This window comes from Deltaproteobacteria bacterium (assembly GCA_016177765.1).
Lineage (GTDB): Bacteria > UBA10199 > UBA10199 > JACPAL01 > JACOUP01 > JACOUP01.
Genome location: JACOUP010000008.1, coordinates 610,455 through 631,456 on the forward strand (window position 1 = coordinate 610,455; position 21,002 = coordinate 631,456).

Here is a 21,002-nt window from a genome sequence, read left to right on the forward strand (position 1 = left end):
GTCGCCCAACTCCCTCCGGAAGGGGACCCACCTCCAAGATCTTCTGTGGAAACGGCCTCTCCTGCTCCTATTGCCGACTCCTCAGTTCCAGTCAGCCGTCAACGCAAAAGGGTCCGTCCGAATGATCTCTATGCCGCCCGTGTCCGGACCGCCTGGCGCGAAATTTGGACAGAACTTACCCGTTCTCGAACAGCGGATGAAATTGTGGCGCTTCAAAACGCCTCCGGACTAAGGACGGTGACTCTTCTCAAAATGATCACCATGGGGGATACCACCCTCCGGATCCATTCCGAATACGCGGTCGATTCCGGTCTCTTTCAATCAGTCACCTTTGAAGTCGTTGAAGCCGACACAGGACTCCTCTCGAAAATTTTACGCGAAGCAGCCAAGGAGACAATCCATGACCTCGCCGGCATGACCCATCGCACCCTTCCGGTACTTCAGGCCCTTACCGGATCGGCTGATCGCCTAGTCCGAAAATATCCCGGCGCCGCCAGCGCCGGCGGGGACCGCTACACCTTGACGGTTCAGGCTGAATCGGTCGCCGGTTATATCCCTGTAATCCTGCAACTGGACCCGGGGCAAACCTTTCGAATCACCCCAACGGCCGATCTGCCGGGGGGAGAAATCGGTCCCCTTTCTCAAGAACGAATCTTGCCGGTATGGAAGGCGATGGTTGAAGAGACGATGGTCCGGTTCTGGACCAACCTCTGGTGGGCCCAATACTCGCCGGTCATCCTGGTTCCACCCCAACCGGTGACTGAGAGAGAACGGTTTTGGCGCGGAGCTGGAAAGGTATTGTCACTCGGCTGGATCGACTCGGCCGAGGAGAGATTTGTGCGTGAGAACGAACGGTATTTTGACAAGGAAGAAAGACTCCGGCAACAACTGGAGATGGCCCTCTCTTCGCCGGTCCCAAAAAATGGTCTCTCTCATGCTATGGATTCTGGGGATGACCCGGAGGTGCGGGAGGCGTTGGTCGCCCTTCCGGTGGAAGAGGTTTTTTTTGAACGGATCCGGTCGGCCCGGTCGGTCGCCACAGAGCCTGAAGAACAAAGGGGGCTCGATTATGCCCTCCAACTCGTCGCCTCGCAACTCCATACCCTTTGGACTGTTGTTGCCCGTCACACGGGGGCCTTCATCCCGGCCGAGCGCCCTGAAATGGCCCGCGTTGAAATTGGTGACGCCGGCGATCAGGCCCGATTGGAGGCGACTACTGATTTTTTGAGGTTATCGATCCGTTTTCGAGTGGATCTCCTTGACCGTTATGACTTTGATGAAAAAACAGAGACCTACCTCAGGGAATCGCTCCGAAAGGCGAGGGAACGATTGGCAGACTTTCAGGGATTGATCGGGGGAGAAAAGGAAGGGACACCCGCCGCGCCAGCCCCCGCAACCCCGGCCGCTTCCGGTGGCACGACTCCTCCGGCTTCTCCCGGTTCTTCGGCATCGGCTCGATCGATCGGTCCCGATGAATTAGATCTTGCCTACCCTGCCGACCGTTGGTCTCGTTTTGCGGATTCGGTCCCGCCGGATCAAATAGCCCTCTTAAGAGCCGAAGGGATCGAGCTCGATCACGCAGAACTCCTCCTTTCCTTCATTGACTTCCCCCGCTTTTTGACGAGAATCCGTCTCCAACATGGCATTCCCCCAGGAAAGACCTCGTCGCCTCCGGTCGCGGGAGGAGATCCGCCGGATGGTCCGTGAGACCCGGCTGGCGCCGGACCAGTTAATCCTTCCGTTGTTTGTGAAAGAAGGGGCGACCGCCCCGATCCGCTCGATGCCAGGGCACTTTCAGCTTTCGCTTGGTGATCTGGTCAAAGAGGCAAAGGAATCTTTTAAATTGGGGGTCCCGGCAGTCATTCTCTTTGGGATCCCGAAGAAAAAGGACGAAACGGCCTCCGAGGCATATGCCAAAAACGGGATCGTTCAAAAGGCGGTCCGCACACTGAAGGAAAAAATCCCTGAGTTGGTGATCATCACCGATCTCTGTCTGTGTGAGTATATGAGTCACGGGCATTGCGGGGTTGTCAGGGGAAAGAAAATTGATAACGACTCAAGCCTTGAACTGCTCGCCCAAACCGCCCTGTCACACGTCGAGGCGGGGGCCGATCTGGTCGCCCCCTCCGACATGATGGATGGCCGGGTCCGTGCCATCCGAAGAATTTTGGATAAAAATAGTTTTAGCCATATTCCGATCATGAGCTATGCGGTGAAATATGCCTCTGCTTTTTACGGGCCGTTTCGCGAGGCGGCCGGATCGGCCCCGAAATTTGGTAATAGAAAAAGTTACCAGATGGACCCGGCCAACAGCCGTGAGGCGATCCGCGAGGCCAAACTGGATATTAAGGAGGGGGCCGATATCATTACGGTCAAACCGGCCCTCCCCTATTTGGATATCATTCAGGTAGTCCGTGCCGAAATAAACGTTCCGGTGGCCGCCTACCAGGTCTCCGGGGAGTTTGCGATGATCAAGGCGGCGGCGCAAAAAAATTGGCTGGGTGAAAAATCAGTGGTGATGGAGTCCTTGACCGCCATCCGCCGCGCCGGGGCCGATCTGATTATTACCTACTTTGCCAAAGAGGCGGCGAAACTTCTGTGACCGAAACCCTCTATCTCATCGACGCCTCCGGTTATATCTTCCGGGCCTACTATGCCATCCGGCCGCTCTCCAATTCCAAAGGGCTCCCGACCAACGCCCTTTACGGTTTTACCGCGATGCTTTTGAAACTGATTAAAGAGGAAAGACCAGACCATATCGCCTGCGTCTTTGATGTCGCGCGCAAGACCTTTCGGAACGAAAAATACCCGGCTTACAAGGCGAACCGTGCCGAACCGCCGCCCGATCTTGTCCCCCAGTTCCCCTACTTTCGCAAGATCGCCCGGGCGCTGAACATCCCTGTCCTGGAACTGGCCAACTATGAGGCGGATGACGTGATCGGCACCGTTGCCAAAAAGATGGAGCGGCGAAAATTAAAAACCGTGATTGTCACGGGGGACAAGGACCTGATGCAGTTGGTGAATGAAAAAGTGGTGATTTATGACTCGATGAAGGAAAAACGGATCGGGATCCCGGAGGTGAAAGAGCGGTTCGGCGTCCTGCCGGAACAGGTGGCGGATGTCTTGGCGCTGGCCGGTGACTCTTCGGATAATATCCCCGGCGTCCCCGGGGTTGGAGAAAAAACTGCAATGAAGTTGACCCAAGAATTTGGATCGATCGAAAACCTTTTAAAAAATTTGAGTAAGGTCGATGGAAAACTCAAGGAAAAGTTGGAGGCCCACACCAAGGAGGCAAGACTCTTCAAAGAATTGGCAACCATCTTGACCGACGTCCCGATCGACTACGATTTTAAAGACTTTGCGGTGAGTGAACCGGATACCAAGGCCTTGCAGGAACTTTTTGGTGAACTGGAATTTCACCGCTTTTTAAACGAGCTCGCCCCCCAGCAAACCCTCTCCAAGAAAGGGTACCACTTGGTCTTAAGACAAGGGGAGTGGGAGACGCTCGTTGACAATTTGAAAAACTCCAGCGGGTTTGCCTTCGATTTGGAAACGACCGCGGTCGACCCGATGAAGGCCCACCTCGTCGGTCTCTCCTTCTCCTTTAAAACAGGAGAGGCGTACTACGTCCCGGTCGGTCACACCAAGGCGAGCCTTCAACTCTCCAAAACAACCGTCTTCGACGACCTAAAACCGGTCTTTGAAGATCCGAAGATCCCAAAGTATGGACAGAATATGAAGTACGACCTGACCGTTCTCAAACGGTATGGCCTGACCGTCAAAGGAGTACTGTCTGATTCGATGATCGCCTCCTACCTGATCCGCCCGGAGGGGAATCATAATCTGGAACTGCTGGCCCAGGAATACTTAAGCCACAAGGTTACTACCTATAAAGAAGTGGTCGGAAGTGGGAAAGAGGAAAAGAATTTTTCAGAGGTGGACCTTGCAAGTGCCTGCGACTACTCCTGCGAAGATGCCGATGTGACTTATCGCCTGATCCAGATTTTAATGCCAAAACTTAAAGAAAAAAACTTAGAACAGCTTTTTCGAACCGTCGAGATGCCGCTCATGGAGGTCCTGCTCGTGATGGAGATGAACGGAATCAAGGTGGACCCCAAGGCCCTTGGAATAATTTCAGAGGAGTATGCCAAAAAGTTGAAGGCCCTTGAAAAACAAATCTACAAGATCGCCGGTGAAGAATTCAATATCAATTCTCCCAAACAACTGCAGACAATCCTTTTTGAAAAACTGAAACTGCCCCCAGTTCGCAAGACAAAGACCGGTTACTCAACCGATGCCGAGGTCCTGGAAGAACTGGCTCGGTCCCACGAACTCCCGCAACACCTGGTGGTTTACCGTTTCCTCTCCAAACTAAAATCGACCTACATCGATGCCTTGCCGGAGATGATCCATCCCGAGACCGGCCGGATCCATACCTCCTTTAACCAGACGGTGGCGGCGACCGGCCGTCTCTCCTCTTCCGATCCCAATTTGCAGAATATCCCGGCTCGAACAGAGGAAGGGAAAAGGATCCGGGAGGCCTTTGTTGCGGAAAAGGGCGAAAGTCTCCTCTCCGCCGATTATTCGCAGATTGAACTCCGGCTCCTGGCCCATATGTCGCAGGATAAAAAATTGCTCGCCGCCTTCAAGAAGGATGAGGATATTCATCGTCTCACGGCGGCTCAGATTTTTCAAAAAGCCCTGGAAAAGGTCACTGACGAAGAACGGGGAGCGGCCAAAACGGTCAACTTTGCGGTCATCTACGGTCAGAGCGCCTACGGTCTCTCCCAGCAGTTAGGGATAAAACCGGCCGAGGCGGCCCTCTACATCGAAAATTATTACAGGGAGTATCAAGGGGTCGCCGACTACAAGGAAAAAGTTTTGAAGGAGGCCCACAAAACAAAAATGGTCAGTACCCTGCTTGGCCGGCACCGCCACTTTCCAGACATTGAAAGCGCTAATCAGAACATCCGGCAGAATGCAGAGCGGATGGCGTTCAACACGATCTTTCAGGGAACCGCTGCCGACATTATAAAGGTGGCGATGATTCGAATTCATGAAAGATTACAGAAAGAAAAACTGGTAGCGAAGCTCCTTCTACAGGTCCATGACGAACTGGTTTTTGAGGTCCCGGAGCAAGAAATCAAAAAGTTAAGCACTCTGGTTAAAGAGGAGATGGAAGAGGCTACCCAATTGTCAGTCCCGCTGAAGGTCGATATCGGTGTCGGGAAAAACTGGGCGGAGGCGCATTAGGTACGAAATAGAAACTGGGCGTTGCCGATCTTGAATTCGTCCCCCGGCTTGAGCGTGTACTCCTTGACTTTCTTTCCGTTAACCAGCGTCCCGTTGGAGGAATCAAGATCGATCACCACGTAACTGTTCCCCCGTTTTTCAACGATCGCATGTTTGCGCGAGATCCTCGATTCCGACAGGACAACGGTATTGGAAGGGGAACGACCGATAGTGACTGGTTCGGTCAAATTGAACTCCTGCAACATCTTGCCGTTTTCCATCTGGACCAGCACTGGAATGACCTGTTTTTTAGCCGACGGCACCTGGATCTGTTTGGGGGGGGGAGGGATTGAAACCTCCGAGTCTTTAGCCGTCAAGTCCTGCAGTTCCTCTTCAAAGGGATCCTCTTCCGTCAGATAGGAATAATCCGACGCCTCCGGCTTGACTTCTTCAGAATCATCCTGCGCCTCTTCCCGGATAATCTCAGCCACCTTGGCCTTCAGACTCTGCGCGGCGGCCGGTTTCTTGTCAGTCTTGCGAGGCGCTGTCTGTGGGAGATCTTCCCCCTCAAACAGTTTTTGATACCTCTGGATCGCCCCGGAGAATTGTTCTAACGCCTTTTCCAAACGGCCTATCTCTGCTGACTCCTTCGATTCCAACTCCTTAAACTGGGATTCCTCATATTCCCCGATCATATGCCGGAACTTGGCCTCTTCCAGAATCTGCTGGCGCAGGGCCATTTGCCTCTCTAGTGTTGACTGCTTCTTGGACAAATCGGCCAGTTCCCTGTCCACCTGGCCTTTCAGCTCAACAAACCGGGCCGTGGTCTCATCAAACTTTTGCTGGTATTCCCCCTTGATCTTTTTGTAGACCGTCTCGCTGACTTTTTCCTTATTCGCCTCGGCCTTTTGCATCCTCCCTCTTAGAAGGTCTCTTTCTTTCTTGAGACCATCCCCCTCTTGGAGCAGTTTTTCATTCAGGGTAGGGGCCACCGTCACGTCAGGGGAGGAAGGACCCTCTGAGGGGACCGTAATATTCCTATCGGTATACTCACTGGTAGAAGAAGGCATCTCTCAAGTATTCTAAACGAAAGGGGGTTTCTTGTAAAGGTACCTAAAACTGGACCTTGGGCGCCTCCTTGGCCCCTTCGGCCGCCTTGAAGTAGGCCTCCTTCTTGGCAAACCCCATCACGCGGGCCACGATAGCACCGGGGAACCGCTGGACCTCGATATTAAAGGCCTGAACGACCCCATTGTACCGTTGTCGCTCGACGGCGATCCGGTTCTCCGTCCCGGCCAGTTCATCCTGGAGGGCCAAGAAGTTCTGGTTGGCCTTGAGATCAGGATACCGTTCCACAATCAGGAGCAAACGGGAGAGGGCGCCATCCATCTCCTGGCTCGCCTGGACTTTTTCGTTGATTGTTTTGGCCCCACCCAATTTTGCCCGGGCCTCGGCAACTTTTTCAAAGACCTCTTTTTCATGGGCGGCATACCCCTTTACCGTTTCCACCAGATTTGGGATGAGATCGTTGCGCCGTTGAAGGACATTCTCCACCTGCGCCCAGGAGCCGGTCACCGATTCATTCAGGGTCACCAGTTCATTGTACTTGGAGACACAGGAACCCCCCCCTAGCAAAAGCATAAAGACAATAAACCCGGCAACGATCCATTTTGTTTTCATCATTGGCCTCCCCGTTCTTTCTATTCATCATTATTCTACCAAGAATTGTCAAGACACGATCTACCACCTTCCCGAAGCGCCACCACCCCCAGAGGACCCTCCTCCAAAACCGCCAAAACCTCCCCCAGAATCACTTCCCCTTCCCCCACCACCACCGCGACCGATGAAGAAAAAGAGGAGCCACGGGTACCGCAACACCAAAAAGGCAAGGAGCAGGATCAACAGGAAAGTCAAAACCTTGGCACCCGGGCTCAGCGCCAAATCTTCCGCCTCGCCCAGGTGACTGACCGGCACCCCTTCCAGGGTAAACTGATAATGATCAGACAAACGGGTAACCAGGACTTGAGCCGCCTGGAGGAACCCCTCGCCATATTCCCCTTTTTTGAAATAAGGGAATAAGACCTCCCTCAGGATCCTTCCGGCATAGGCATCGTTCACCACCTCTTCCAGTCCGTAACCAACCTCAACCCGCGCGGTCCGGTCATGGATCGCCGCCAAAAGAAGGAGGCCATTATTTTTCCCCTTTTTGCCGATCCCCCATTTTTCAAAAAGTTTCACGGCATACCCTTCGATATCTTCCCCTTCGAGAGAAGGGACCGTCACCATCGTCATCTCAATCCCGCTCGCCTTTTCCAGTTGATGGGACAAGGCCGACAGTTGAGCCTTATGATTCGCATCAATCACCCCGGCAAAGTCGTTGACCCAAGGGTGCTTCACCCAACCCGCAGGTTTGGACAGATCCGCAGCCAGTGCCCAAGGAGTGACAAGAAGAGAGAGCGCCGCTAATAAAAGGAGTGACTTTTTCATGAGGTCGGCACTATATAAGGATGGGCTTGTGACTGGCAAGGGTGATTCACTCAAGATCCTATGAACCTCAAACACCTCCTCTTTTTTTTGGTCCCGATGCTCTGTTGGGGAGATGAGGGGTCAAGTCCTTTGTTGACTAAAACTTTCGAAAATTAGCTAACAAAGGACTTGACCCCTTAGGCACTAGGCACAGCGTTGGACAAAAAACTGCGAAGGGCCATCTTCGGGGACTTCCTGGAGACAACGCTGGAACAGGGCCTTTGCTGGAGCAAGACGCCCCTCGCGGAAGGTCGCCAACGCCTCCTGATAAAGAGGCAGGAGACGGAGAACCTCCGAAGGAGGATCGACCAAAAGCTCATAAATCCTGACCCACTCTTTCTTCCCGCGTACCTGCACCTCATCGATTTCCCGAAACGGAAAACGCTCCTTCGCCTTTTCATAGGTGGCTGGTCCCACAAGAATGGAGGTCCCATAGACCTTGTTCAACGCCTCAAGCCGCGAGGCGAGATTCACCGAATCCCCAAGGACCGTATAATCAAACCGATGGGTGGAACCGATATTCCCCGCGGTCACAACCCCCGTGTTCAGACCAACCCCTACCCGAAGGAGGGGGATCTGAAACTGTCTCTGCCAGATCTTTCCCTTCTCCCTCACCAACCGGATGAGCGCCGCCGCCGAATCACAAGCCCGCTCGGCATGATCAACCACCGGTAGAGGAGAACCAAATACCGCCATCACCGCGTCCCCGATATACTTGTCCAAGAGCCCTTTTCGCTCGAGAATAAGATCAGTGGCCGGTGTCAGGTAACTATTGAGGAACTCCACCAAGACCTCAGGCGGCGTTGCCTCGACAAGGGAGGTAAAATTACGGATGTCCGCAAAAAAGACGGTGAGTTCCTTTCTCTCCCCCCCCAAGCGGATCTTTTCCGGGTGATCCGAGAGTTCGCGAATAACGTCACGTGAAAGATAGTGTTCAAAGGTCTCGCTGATAAACCTCTTTTTCTTTTCCTGAACCAGGTAATCGTAAAGGGAAAGACCCCCGTAACTCAAGACGGTCGAAAAGAACGGATAGATATTCTGCAAAACTAATCCTTTTTGAACAAAAAGAAAATGGATGACCCCCCATTGAGCCAGCAAAACCCCCAAAAAGATAAAAAAGTCGGCGATCGGACGCAAACGGGGAATGAGCAGTCCCAACACAAACGCGGGAATAAGGATCAAAAGCCATGAAAGCCGATCGGTCACCCGGTCCCGCCTTAGGAAATCCTCCCGAAGCAGGTTGTCGATCGTATTGGCCTGAAGGAGGGTTGAGGCCATCAATGGATCAAGGGGGGTCGGCCGGTTGTCTTCGAGACCCGCCGCCATCGCCCCGACGAGCACCACCTTACCCTTAAGCGAGAGGGAACGGTTTTCCCCCTTTAAGAGATCGACGGCACTGATCCTGGAAAAACCATTCCCTCGAAAGTTGATCAGAAACTCCCCTTGAGGAGTCAGCGGAAGTTTTTGCAGCCAAGAGGGACCATCATCACCCAGAACCGTGAGCGCCGCCTGAAGAGAAAGAGAAGGAAAAAAGTGATCCCGGTAACGGATCACGAGAGAGGTCTGCCGGACTGTTCCATCGGTGTCGTTCAAAAAGTTGAAAAAACCCTGCCTTTCACCACCCGGGAGGTCGGCAAAGAGGGGGAGGACCCCCTGGAGACCGATCGCCTCCTTCAGATGCGGCCAGGGAGGAATATTTTTCAATGTGGACTGCCGGATATTTTCGAAGGAAAGAGGATCTTCTCTCTGTTCGATCCCCTTTTCCTTCATCTCCTCATCGGTCATCAGAAAAAAGTAGCCGACCACAATCTCGGGATAACGGCGAAGGGTGCGTGAAAGGAGGATATCTTCCGGGTTCCCTGAAGGTTCCGAGAAAAAAATGTCGGGGACGATGACCTTGGCCCCTTGATCCACCAATTTTTCAAAGAGACGCGCCAGCAGGCCCCTGGGCCATGGCCATCGACCGAGCGCCTCAAGGCTCTTTTCATCAATGGAAACGATCACCACCTGATCGGTAGGGTTGAGGGGGCCTCTCAGGGTAAAATGGAGGTCGTAAAATTTTCTTTCCATGACCTCAAAGGGATGAGGACGAACGAAAGAAAGAAGGAGCGCAAAAAGCGTAAACCCCAGGGCAAGGAGGTAGAATCGCCGCATAGAAAATTATTTGTCTTTATCCTTCACTTGTGAGATTATTCCTTCGTCATGGAAAAAGCAATCTCTTCGCCTCAGGCTGGAAAAGTAGCCCTTGTTTCCGCTACACTTCTCCTCCTTGGAGGAATCACCTTTTCACTCACCGAAGGGTGTGGCGGTTCGGTGGTCCGGGGCGCTGATCGGACTATCACCGGGACACTCGCCAGTAGCTCTCTTGCCACTTCCCCACTCCCGATCAAGTCGCAGGTTGTCGCCTGTTCCAATCTCAGTATCGTTTGTATCAGCTACAACGGAGGCGAAATTACCGGGACGGTCGATGATCTTTGTACGTTTGCAATGACCTTGACGATCGACACTGTTTTCTTTTGCTCGTTAGTGACCAAGGACTCCGCCGCCTACCTGGGCCTTTTTGGTTGTGAAGAAAGTGGAGGGGTGGCTGGGGGTCTTCCCATCTTTCAATCCCCCGATGGCGACACGGATGGGATTGACGCAGACACAGTATCCCTGACCAGTGGAAAGATTGTCGCCAACAATATCTGCAAGGATACGGACCAGGATGGGGATGGCCAAAGTGATTTTGACGATACCGATGATGATGGGGATAATATCGCTGACGATAAAGACACCTTTGATCAGACCGGTTGTACCGCCGCGGACAGTTACGACAGCAACGCCAACGGCGTCCCGGATATCTTTGAAACAATCTGGGGAACTCTGCCCGATCAGGACAACGATAATATCCCCAATTTTTGTGACAACGATCTGGATGGCGACGGGGAGACGAACGACAAGGATACCGATGATGATAATGATGGAACGCCCGATGATACGGATACGGATGCCAATGCCGACGGATTGGACGATAACCTCGATGCCGATGACGATGGAATGGCCGATTCGGAAGAACAACAACAAACCTGTGAACTGGCCAAATGTGCCAACGACTTTCAGTGCCAGCTTTATGCCGATGATACCTTGGGTGACGACGACCCAACCAATGATATCGGGACCGATAATATCAAGTGCAGCAGTGGTTGTTGTATGAAGATGTAATCCTACCAGCATGGATCAAAAGAAAATCATCAATACCAACATCGAGACGAGTACTCTCCTCCCGACCCCCGAGGAGATAGGGAAGGCGCTGCCTGCCTCCGACAAGGCGTTAGAGACAGTCCTCCGAGGACGGAAGGCGATTGAGTCTATTTTAGATGGCAAAGACAAAAGGAAATTCCTGGTCGTCGGCCCCTGTTCTATCCATGACCCGAAGGCGGCGTTGGAATATGCGGAGAAATTATCGACCCTTGCTAAAAAGGTGGAGGACCGATTCTTCATCGCGATGCGGGTCTACTTTGAAAAACCACGAACGACCGTCGGCTGGAAGGGGCTCATCAACGACCCGTTTATGAACGATTCGTTCCAGATTGAAGAAGGGATCAAACTGGCCCGCCGCCTGCTCCTGCAGATCACGGAGATGGGGCTCGCCACCGCAACCGAGGCGTTGGACCCGATTATCCCGCAGTATCTTTCCGAACTGGTCTCCTGGTCGGCGATCGGTGCCCGAACGATTGAATCCCAGACACACCGGGAGATGGCCTCCGGTCTTTCAATGCCGGTCGGCTTCAAGAATGGGACCGATGGGAATATTCAGGTGGCGATCAACGCGATGAAATCAGCGCTTTCCTCCCACCACTTTTTGGGGATCGACGCCAAGGGAAGGACCTCCGTTTTTAAAACAAAGGGGAACCGCTATACCCATGTCGTCTTGCGCGGTGGCAAAAAACCGAATTATGACCGGGTGAGTGTGAAGCAGTGTGAACAGGCGCTGGAAAAGGAGGGTCTACGAAAGGAAATCATGGTCGATTGCAGTCACGGCAATTCAAACAAGGATCACCGGCAACAACCGGTCGTTTTTAAAAACTGTCTGAAACAGATCGGCGAAGGGAACTCCACCATCATCGGGATGATGGTGGAGAGCAACCTCTTTGAGGGGAACCAGCCACTCCCTCCTGACCTGAAGGATCTTTCTCAGCTCCAGTACGGCGTCTCCATCACCGACAAATGCATCGATTGGAAGACAACGGAGGAGATGATCCTCTATTAAAAGCAACTGCCTGGATCAACACTCCCTTCAAAGAAATCATTCGCCATCGTACACCCTTCCCCGCCAGCATCCTCCAGGGCCGAGGGGTCACTAAAGGCGTTAACCGTCTTGCCGGTGGTGCCACAATCCCACGTCTCCTCACTGGCAAAATCAGGACAGGCTACCACGGCAGGGTCTTGTGGCAGTTTCGCGCAGAGCGTGCTGCTATCCGACCCGCTGAAGGTGGAATAGCTCTTGTCCTTGTCAGAACCGACCGTGAAATCAAACGGGATACTCCCGGAGGATCCCTGGGCACTGGAACCGGAGATACAACCATTTTTATCCGTACCGCTCCAGAAGGCCAAGGCAGTCCCCTGACCGGTATGTTTGGCCTGAAGGGTGTTGGACTTCCCGGCGCCATCGGCAACGACGCGAACCATGGCATTTGAGGATCCGTCCTTAAATTTCACAAGGACCTCCCCTGTAAAATTCTCGCTCGTGATCGCCCCGGCCTTCCGGGTATAGCTCGTCTCAAGACAGCTATCACTCGTCCTCTTGAACAAGACACGGCCGGTATAAATGTCATTGGCCACACTATAGTGGGCATACCCTGTCTGGGAGCCTCCGGAACAAAGGAAGAGGTCAAAGGTCCCCAACCCCTCCCCTTTGGTATGCTTCATCTTCATCAGATTGTCCGAGCTTGAATCGCTCGATCCTCCACCCCCTTCTTGCTGTTTCTTGTCAAAACCACCGCCGACACTGTAACTGATGTAGAGATCACCCCCTTCGGGAAGGGTAATATCGCTCTTCCCCTCTTTTTTCAGGTTAAAAACCCCCCGCGCCTTGCAGATAAAGATCCTGTCCATAAACCGGGTTGGTGCCGATCCTGCGGCATAAAGGGCATCCAAAAGGCACCCCATACCACTGAGACTGGGTCCCTGCTGGGCCTTTGAACTGTTACCCGCCGTGAACGCCGACAGGCTGGCTGAGGCAGAAATGCCGTAATCCATCGAGGTTGGATCGGCATTAGGAAGGCTCTGCATCGCCTCCTCATTATTCGTAATCGTGGCCGTTGTCGTCCCGCCGCCATCCCCTGTATCATCAGTACTGCTGCTCCCGCACCCTGCAAAATAGACCGGCAGGGCTATCAGAAGGAGACCCCCCCAAAGGACAGGCCCCCTCTTTATTTTATTGATTTTTTTCATGGTATCCCCCCTAGAGCCAGCGATTTTAATCCTTTTATTCAATTTTTCAAGATGATAATGATCATCTCACAAAAATGTCCCATCACCTGCCAAAAGAGGAGAGGCAACGGCAACTTCTGGAGGCCGCCATTGTCTGTTTCGGGGAGAAGGGGTACCATCGAACACAGGTCTCCGATATTATCGCCAGGGCTCATGTCGCCCGCGGCACCTTTTATCTTTATTTTGAGGGGAAGCGTGAAATTTTTGACGTCCTGATAACGGAACTCTTTCAACGGGTCCAATCGGAGATCCGGACCCTGCCCAGGGATGCCGTTGACAAGATCCCTTCCCAACTGATGGGAAATATCCAACGAGTGACCGGACTCCTGGTGCAACAACCACTACTCGCCAAAATCCTCTTCAACGAATCGGTGGGTCTGGATAAAGAATTGGATGAGCGGCTCAAGATTTTTTACGGCCAGATCCTCGACCTCATCCAAAGAGGGCTCCGTCAGGGCCAGGAGATGGGGTTCGTGAGAGAGGGGGATATTCGTGTCCTTTCCATCTGTCTTTTAGGGTGCCTGAAGGAGATTTTTTACCAGTCTCTCCTCGAAGGAGGGGGGAAGTCGAACAGTAGCGCGGTCACACGCGAGGTCTTTCGCCTCGTCATCCATGCCATTGCGAAGCCGGAGTTGATCGCCACTTTGGAAAAAACGCTCTAAGCCGCTTCCAACAAGAAATTGGCGGCAGTCCCGGCCACCTTGTGAGGACTGTAATAAGTGGTTTTCTTCAGGCGGCGGTTCTTCTCGATCCGAGCCTTCACCTCATCAACTGTCAACCCCTTATCGGTGAGCAACCCCTCATATTCCTTCTGGGCCACCTGTTTCGCCTTGAAGAGCATCATCTGGATCCGGCTGTAGACATTCACCGCCCCGTCACCGCTCGTCTCAATCGGCAGGAAGATCGCATCAGGCAGTTTTTCGGTGATCAGCGTCTGAACGCCGTCAGAAACCCCTGAGGAAGGCATGCACCCAAACGGCTTGACCGAAATTACCATATGCGCCTTTTTATGAACAACGGTCTGGATCAGCTTGCCAACCTCCATATGCCCTTCACCGCCGCGAAGGTCTGGGTTGTAATGATCCTTCGCCAGGTCGGCATTTTCCTGCATATCAGGAAGGTGATAATTCGTCAGCCCCAGAATCTTGCCAAAGGTATAGAAGACCCCTTTCAGGACATTTTCAGCCACCCAAAGGGTTAAAAACTTCTTTCCCACCTGAGTGGTTTTCAGACCCTTGCGCGCGTTCAGATCGGCCCCCCGCAGGACCATCCGGGCCCGTGTGTCGATCTTCGCCTGCCAGATGTTGTAGAGGATCCAGTTGGTGATCAGCTGGATATCAACCTCCGCCCCTTCTTGTTCCAGGAACCGTTGCAAGCGGTAGTTCCCCTCCCCTTCGGTCGTCATCGCCCAGAACTCGCCGATGACACTCACCTTCGGCTTGACCCGCGTCCGGTCGACCTTCACCCCTTGCAGGATCTTGCGGCACCGGTAAAGGGCCTTCAGGATCGATTTTTTTTGTCGTAGAGAAGCCTTCACCACCTCACGACAGGCTTCGACCGCCTTATCCGTGCTCCCGGCGACAACTTCATAAGGCCGGATCCGGTACATGATTGCGTTCAAGGCATCCCCTGACAGGATCGACTTGGCGATTGTGATAAAAAAATCCTTGTCCATCTTCAGACCAACCCCGCGGCCGGAGGTCTGGTTCATCCCGCCGCTCGCATCGAAGAGCATGACGCGGAAGCCGTCAAAGCCGGCATCCCGAAGCGCCTTGCGGTATTCGGTCACATACATCCCGAAACGGCACGGCCCGCAGGCCCCCGCTGTCAGAAAGAGATACTTGTCCAAAATCTCCTGACTGCTCATCCCCTTTTTCTCGCGGAGGGTCACCAGATGTTTGACCAGATTGCCGACCGTAAAATAGGTCGGGTTACACTGTCCGCGGTTCCCGTACTCCTTGCCGAACTGGAGCGCCTCATTGTCCGGGCAATCCAGGGTCTCGACCTTGTAACCAAGACCGGAGAGCCCCGCCTGAACGAAGGAATCATGCGCTACCGTCAGCCCCGCAACAAGGATCGTTGTATGCTCCCTCTGGTCGGCATAAAATTCCCGGTTGATCTTGTCCTGCCACTGGGGGGCACCTTCTCCCTTTTCCTTCAAACCAAGGCGCGCCCTCTCTTCCGCCTCAAAACGATCCAGTTCAGCTTGGATGATCGGATGAGGAATTTCGACATTCGTTTGTTCATGCGTTGACGGCATAATTGTTCTCCTCCTTCATCGGTTGATGTTTAGTTCTAGTGACGAGGGCTTCCAATTCAACCCTCTTGGCCGCCAGACGGCCCTTCAGTTCTTCTTCCTTCTTCGTCAAATCCTGCAGAATCTCTTCACGGAGCGAGAGCGAATGGGCATAGGTCCTGACCCGGATCTTGATCGATCCCCCCGGTTTGTTCGCATCGATGTCATGCAAGGCCGAATACGGTGTGCCGGAGGTCGCAATAATCTTGTCGATGATGCCGTAGGTCGGGGCATCGTGACCGCACTTGAAACTGGAAAGATCCAGCACGGCGACGTTCGGGTGGCGTGCTGCAAACTTGGCGGCCCAAACTTTTTGACTGCTGTTCGCACTGTAGTTTTCCGGCCAGACATCGGTGATCTCAAATGGACTGGTAATGACTCCTGATTCCAGATCCTTCTTGAAAAACCGGTGGAGATATTTCGGATCCCGCGGGATCGAGCGCATCGAAAGGACCGGGTACCCCAGGACCTGAAACTCATCAACGATGTTATGGTTGAGCCCAGGATCCAGATGGTACGGACGACCGAGCATCAGGAGGATCATCTTGCCGTTCGCCTCCGCCCAATCGAGCAGTTCACGCCCCTTCTGCTGGAGTTCGTCGTCGAACATCTTCAAGGCCTTCCAGCCCTGGTCGACCGCAAAGTCACTCTCATCCTCGGTCAACCCCAAGATCGACCCCAAAGAGAGGAACATCTGCTTTTTGAAGAGGTACGGTTCATTGAGCGTCATCGCCGGGTCGAGGTAGGTGATCCCGCGCTCCTTGAAGAAATCATTTTCCTTGGTAAAGGCCGCCTTCATCACCTCCGGCGCCCCGGAGACGATCGGGCAACAGGCGGTATCGATCACTTTTTCCAGGAAAGAAGGGATATGGGTCAGGATCGGAAAAAAGATGTAGTTTAAAGGTTTTGTTTCTTCATGCTTATGAAAGAGGAGGTTGTGGATATGCGCCTGCGCCACCTTGGAGGGGTAGCAGGGATCGATGGAGCCATATTTTCCCCCCTCCTGCCACATCTCTTCCGTCGTGTAATCGGAAAAAACAATGTTGGAGGCCGGGATCCCCAATGTTTCAAAATAGGTTCTCCAAATCGGAGCCGTATTGTAGATATTCAGGACACGCGGGATCCCGATCCGGAGCTGGCGTCGTTTTTCCATCGCCTCCGCGGAAGACCTTGCAAAACCCCGTCGGTACGGAGTCCTCTTGAGATTCCCAAAAATAGTTTTCGTAACCTTGATATCGTCGATGATTGTTTTGTCTTCCGGAAGCGGGTCGACCGGGTACATCTTGAAGGCGGCCCGCGCCTCGTAATCAACCAGGTTCGGGTATTTCTTTTTGAGTTCGTTTCGGCGGGTGGCGAGCTTGACCATCTCCTCTTTCGATTCAACGGTCCCCTTTTCACAACTAAATCCGGAGATATACCGGGCCATCTCTCCATTCGGAGTTTTGGTGTCGATAAAGGTCCGGCTGCAGTTGTTGGGGCAAAAGTGGCAGACGGTCGATTCATCGTTCTTGGTCGTGTATTCAACATGGATCGCCGCATTGAGCCCGATGAAGGTGGAATAGCCGCGCCGCTGGACAACCCGCCTTGTCTCCATCGCGGCGCCAATCGCCCCCGCCTCACCGGTATGGGGATGGATCAGGACCTCCGCCTCCGGCACCCTCTCCTTAATATAGTCAACCTGGGCCTTGACCGCCGCCAGGTTGTATTGGGTCCCCCCCTGAAGGACAAATCGCCGGCCAAGCTCCGCCATTCGTGGGATCTGCACGACATACTGCCAGACATTCTTGGGCAAAACCTGGGCGAGGCCGGCCAAGAGTTCCTCCTTGGCATACCCCTCTTTTTGGAAATTCACCCGGTCGCTATCCAGAAAAACGGCGCAACCGTAGGAAAACTTGGGCGAGAGCCCGGCCTGAAAGGCGACGTCGGCGTAATCCTGGACCTTGACGCCAAACTGGTCCGCCATCGCCTGCAGGAGCATCCCGTTCCCGGCCGAACATTGATTGGAAAGGCGGAAATTCTTGATCTCCCCGTTCTGCATGAACAGGACCTTGATATCCTGCCCCCCGATATCGCAGATGACATCGATCGCCCCGAAGAAGTGGACCGCACTCATCATATGGGCTACCGTCTCCACGATATTGACATCTGACTTCACGCAATTTTCCAGGACATCGGCGGCGTACCCTGTCGCCCCGAAACCCAAAACCTCCAGGCTAGCCCCTTGGGACTCGGCATAATCCTGCATCTGACGCAAAATATCCTTGGTGTCCTGGATCGGATTCCCCTTGGAGAGCTGATACGCCTTCAGGAGGAGTTCTCCCGCCTCATCCACCAACACCGCCTTGGAAGAGGTGGAACCGCCATCGAGACCGATAAAACCACGAACCGTCTCCCCCTTCTTGAAGGAACGGGGGGTAAATTTGGGGATGGCATACTCTCTTCTGAATTCCTCCAATTCCTCAGTGGACTCCACCAGCGGCTTTCCTGCCTTTTGGCCCAACTGAGCCTTCCGGCCGTTGGTCATAAACTCCTTCAACCCATCCAGCCCCTTGTACCGGCCGACAGAGTCCGCCTCATGGGTCCCGTAGATCACCGCCCCGTAAGCAGCGTAGTACTGCGCATTCTTGGGGACATAGATCAACTCCTCGATCGGAACATCTTTCGGATAGTTGTAATTCCGTTCAGCCCAGGTCTTGGGGATCCTCTCGCGCCAGCATTGTTGCAAAAATGGGAGATAGGTGTTCGGTCCACCAAGGAGTAGCACGCGGTGGCGAAGGGTGTTGCCCCTCGTTAGAACCGAAAGATTTTGCATGACGATCGCATCGGCCAGTGAGTTTAAGATCTCCTCGGCCGGGAGTCCCGACTTTACGAGATTGACGATATCAGTCTCCGCAAAGACGCCGCACTTGGCCGCCACATGGTGAAGCTTTGTCCCGTCAAACTGGAGGCTACAGGCCAAGTCATTGCTCGCACCGACCTTGATCATGCATTTGTCAATCGTTGCCCCGGTCCCCGAGGCGCACTTGTCGTTCATCGAGGTGATCGCCTGTTTTTCACCACTCTCTTCGTTTTGTTTGTAGATAATGATCTTGGCATCCTGCCCACCGAGCTCGATGACGGAACCGACATCCGGGTGGAGTTTTTCGACCGACATGGTCACCGCATTGACCTCTTGCACAAATTTCGCCCCCAGCGGTTCGGCCAGAGGCCCGGCCCCGGAACCGGTCACAAAGATCCGGATATTTTCCTGGGGAACTTGGGGAAAATCGTTCCCGATACGGATGAGAAACTCCATCACCTTCTCCGGCTGACGGGTCTCATGCCGCTGGTAATCCTGCCAGAGGATCTGAAGGTTGGAGGGGTCGACCACAACCGCCTTGGCGGTGGTAGACCCGATATCGACACCGATCATTATTTCACGATTCATCGAAGATTCTCTCCCACCTCACCCGATGAGTGCACCTTAATACTAAACTGACATGTCAGTCTAGTTGCTTTTGAAGGATTCGAGACGGAAAGTCAACCAAAAAGGTTGTTGTTTTTTAGAGACCCCCGACCGCTCTCTTTTTTGGGGGAACCACCCTCTCCTGGATGACCATCGGCTTGCACTCCTTGCCGCGCGTGGTGATCAGTCGTTCCGTGACACGGTCGCGGAGCTCTTCCAAGATAACCGATGAGGCACCACGGGCCAACTGACCCGCCAGTTCGGCGAGAAACGGACCCCACTCACTCGGGGAAAGGGCATAGATCCGGTCGAGGATCACAAAGGCTATTTCAGAGAGATTCCGTTTGACGTTAAAGAGCCCCTCCATCGGGATCAACTGACCCTCTTTGAGATCCTCCACGAACCTCGCCTCCAATTTTTCATGGAGGTGGAGGGCTTGAACGAGCCCCTGGTTGATCGCCTGTTGGATTTCATCAATCAGGCCGAGGTACCGATGTTCTCCCTCGGTTTGGGCCATCCCTTCCGGTTTTTCGAGCCGGGCAACCCGTTCCGGGGTCAAGGTAAAGACCTCTCCCACAGTGAAGGTCACCGTCGCCTCCGTCTGTACCTCGAAAGAACCCTTAGGGACAATATTGCCGGTCCCGTCGATCCCGATCATCACTAAATGGACCGCGGTATTTTGGGGAGCCGCCTGGATCGCGGTATCGACGGCCAAGTAGGCGGCCCCTTTTTTGAGATGCCCGAGCGTCTGCTTGAGGGAAGAGGGCGAACCGGTGGTGTAAAACCCGGCGTCCCTCCTCTCCCCGCGAGACCCCCTGTTTCCGTAGGCCCGTGTCCCTTGAGGGTAAAGCGCTATCTCGATCTCTTTCGTCAGCAGTTTTTCGCACGCCTCAAAGACCGCCAGCCTCCCCTTTCCCTTCCGGTCCACAAAGACCATATCGACCGATTCAATCAACCGGCCGATCCCCAACCCGTCATAGACAAACCGGTTGTCGACAAAATGATCCTTGGCCGCCATGTAACGGGGGCGAACCCCGCGGTATTGCTGTTCGCCAACCTCTGGGTGAACCACCCTCAAGGCGGTGCCAGACATCGCAAAGAAATTGAAGACAAAATCGAGGTGGCTCTTGTGGTTGAAGATCAGGATCACCTTGCCGGAGAGCTCTTTGATCTTTTCATCCCCCTTGACTATCAATCGGCACCGGAAAAGCTGAAGGATTCTTTTCCCCCACATCTGGGACATCCGTTCAAAAATCTCCCGCCCATATTCATAACCGACATAATCAGAGGCCTTATAGGCGGTCCGTGCCAGGACGGCGGTATCGTAGAGACCCCGCAACAGAAAGCGGATCCCCTGCTGGGGAGGCCTCCCGGTGAGAAAGGAAACATCGTGGGGATCCACAGTACAGGCCGCCTTTCTGGGGAAGGGAACCGTCTGCGGCCCCAAACGCCGGTAGTAATGGTCGAAAAATTCCTGCGGGTGGACCTTCGGGTTTGACCGGAGAAACTCACTCAACTGAAGTCCGGTCAGGACGTGGCGGCGATAACTAAAAATCGAAAGGAGGGCAAAAAAAGTATGATAAAAAACGGAGGTGAACCGGACCCCAAAGAGCGCTTCGTTGCCGCAGATCATTAGCGTCGTTTCAAAGACCGCTACCCCGACCATATAAAGACCGATCGTGTAATCACGGGTATGCCCCAAGGCATATTCCAGCTTGCCGGCGAGGAGATTCAGATCCTCCACGTTGATGTATTTCCGGGCGGAATATTTCTGAAGCCACTGCCTGAGCCACCCCTGCCATCGCCTCGTCATCCGGTAGAACCGATCATCCGGCAGGAGCCGGCGGAACGATTCGCCAAAAGAGTAGAGCGCACTCGCCCGGCGGATCATCGACGTCAATGCCCCGATGATCGGGACGATATAAACAAGAACCAGGAGCCAGTGGCGCATAAAAACCTCCCTTGGGTGAATCACCCTTGGGTGGTTCGTACCAACCCTGAATCTGTTTTTCAATGTTGATTTTTACC

Annotated in this window: 14 protein-coding genes; 6 read left to right on the forward strand and 8 right to left on the reverse strand. The window is 53.7% G+C overall.

Translation table 11 applies throughout. The features are described 5' to 3' along the window. Positions 1-45 precede the first annotated feature (45 nt). From HYS22_05400 to polA, 3 genes are read left to right on the forward strand one after another with little or no spacing between them, the layout of a single operon-like run. Positions 46-1,707, forward strand: coding sequence for a hypothetical protein (locus tag HYS22_05400; GenBank protein ID MBI1909586.1), 1,662 nt, complete (start codon positions 46-48; stop codon positions 1,705-1,707). Beyond that, a complete protein-coding gene (gene hemB / locus HYS22_05405) occupies positions 1,640-2,602 on the forward strand; it encodes a porphobilinogen synthase (GenBank protein ID MBI1909587.1) in 963 nt (320 codons plus the stop codon). Before HYS22_05400 ends, hemB begins: the two co-directional genes overlap by 68 nt. Continuing rightward, a complete protein-coding gene (gene polA / locus HYS22_05410; GenBank protein MBI1909588.1) occupies positions 2,599-5,253 on the forward strand; it encodes a DNA polymerase I in 2,655 nt (884 codons plus the stop codon). The genes hemB and polA overlap by 4 nt, the downstream gene beginning before the upstream one ends. On the opposite strand, the gene HYS22_05415 is transcribed toward polA, so the two are convergent. From HYS22_05415 to HYS22_05430, 4 genes are all read right to left on the reverse strand, one after another. Continuing rightward, entirely contained in the window at positions 5,250-6,302 is a 1,053-nt protein-coding gene (locus tag HYS22_05415) for an FHA domain-containing protein (GenBank protein ID MBI1909589.1), read from the reverse strand. The two genes, polA and HYS22_05415, sit on opposite strands and share 4 nt — an antisense overlap. A 43-nt stretch (positions 6,303-6,345) precedes the next feature. Continuing rightward, the gene (locus tag HYS22_05420; protein MBI1909590.1) at positions 6,346-6,912 is read right to left on the reverse strand and encodes a LemA family protein; all 567 of its coding nucleotides are present in this window, start codon (positions 6,910-6,912) and stop codon (positions 6,346-6,348) included. A gap of 60 nt (positions 6,913-6,972) precedes the next feature. After that, positions 6,973-7,719 (reverse strand): TPM domain-containing protein, encoded by a 747-nt coding sequence (locus HYS22_05425; GenBank protein MBI1909591.1) that lies wholly within the window; start codon positions 7,717-7,719, stop codon positions 6,973-6,975. Positions 7,720-7,902: 183 nt separating this feature from the next. Then, positions 7,903-9,912 carry an adenylate/guanylate cyclase domain-containing protein gene (locus HYS22_05430; protein MBI1909592.1) on the reverse strand — a complete coding sequence of 670 codons (2,010 nt, stop codon included), beginning with the start codon at positions 9,910-9,912 and terminating at the stop codon, positions 7,903-7,905. 48 nt (positions 9,913-9,960) lie between these two features. Here HYS22_05430 and HYS22_05435 point away from each other — a divergent pair, with 48 nt between their 5' ends. Together HYS22_05435 and HYS22_05440 are read left to right on the forward strand one after the other, a co-directional pair. Continuing rightward, positions 9,961-10,962 carry a hypothetical protein gene (locus HYS22_05435; protein ID MBI1909593.1) on the forward strand — a complete coding sequence of 334 codons (1,002 nt, stop codon included), beginning with the start codon at positions 9,961-9,963 and terminating at the stop codon, positions 10,960-10,962. Positions 10,963-10,972: 10 nt separating this feature from the next. After that, the gene (locus HYS22_05440; protein ID MBI1909594.1) at positions 10,973-12,010 is read left to right on the forward strand and encodes a 3-deoxy-7-phosphoheptulonate synthase; all 1,038 of its coding nucleotides are present in this window, start codon (positions 10,973-10,975) and stop codon (positions 12,008-12,010) included. Here the strand turns inward: HYS22_05440 and HYS22_05445 are convergent. Next, positions 12,007-13,194 (reverse strand): hypothetical protein, encoded by a 1,188-nt coding sequence (locus HYS22_05445; GenBank protein MBI1909595.1) that lies wholly within the window; start codon positions 13,192-13,194, stop codon positions 12,007-12,009. The two genes, HYS22_05440 and HYS22_05445, sit on opposite strands and share 4 nt — an antisense overlap. Before the next feature lie 74 nt (positions 13,195-13,268). Between HYS22_05445 and HYS22_05450 the strand changes: the two genes are divergently transcribed. Beyond that, positions 13,269-13,895 carry a TetR/AcrR family transcriptional regulator gene (locus tag HYS22_05450; protein ID MBI1909596.1) on the forward strand — a complete coding sequence of 209 codons (627 nt, stop codon included), beginning with the start codon at positions 13,269-13,271 and terminating at the stop codon, positions 13,893-13,895. Here HYS22_05450 and HYS22_05455 read toward each other — a convergent pair. The 3 genes from HYS22_05455 to HYS22_05465 all read right to left on the reverse strand — a co-directional run bounded on the left by HYS22_05455 (position 13,892) and on the right by HYS22_05465 (position 20,925). After that, positions 13,892-15,493: a 2-hydroxyglutaryl-CoA dehydratase gene (locus HYS22_05455; GenBank protein ID MBI1909597.1), complete on the reverse strand. Its 1,602-nt coding sequence runs from the start codon at positions 15,491-15,493 to the stop codon at positions 13,892-13,894. The genes HYS22_05450 and HYS22_05455 overlap by 4 nt on opposite strands. Continuing rightward, positions 15,477-18,956: a CoA activase gene (locus HYS22_05460; GenBank protein ID MBI1909598.1), complete on the reverse strand. Its 3,480-nt coding sequence runs from the start codon at positions 18,954-18,956 to the stop codon at positions 15,477-15,479. Before HYS22_05460 ends, HYS22_05455 begins: the two co-directional genes overlap by 17 nt. 115 nt (positions 18,957-19,071) lie before the next feature. Then, entirely contained in the window at positions 19,072-20,925 is a 1,854-nt protein-coding gene (locus HYS22_05465) for a 1-acyl-sn-glycerol-3-phosphate acyltransferase (protein MBI1909599.1), read from the reverse strand. Positions 20,926-21,002: the final 77 nt, after the last annotated feature.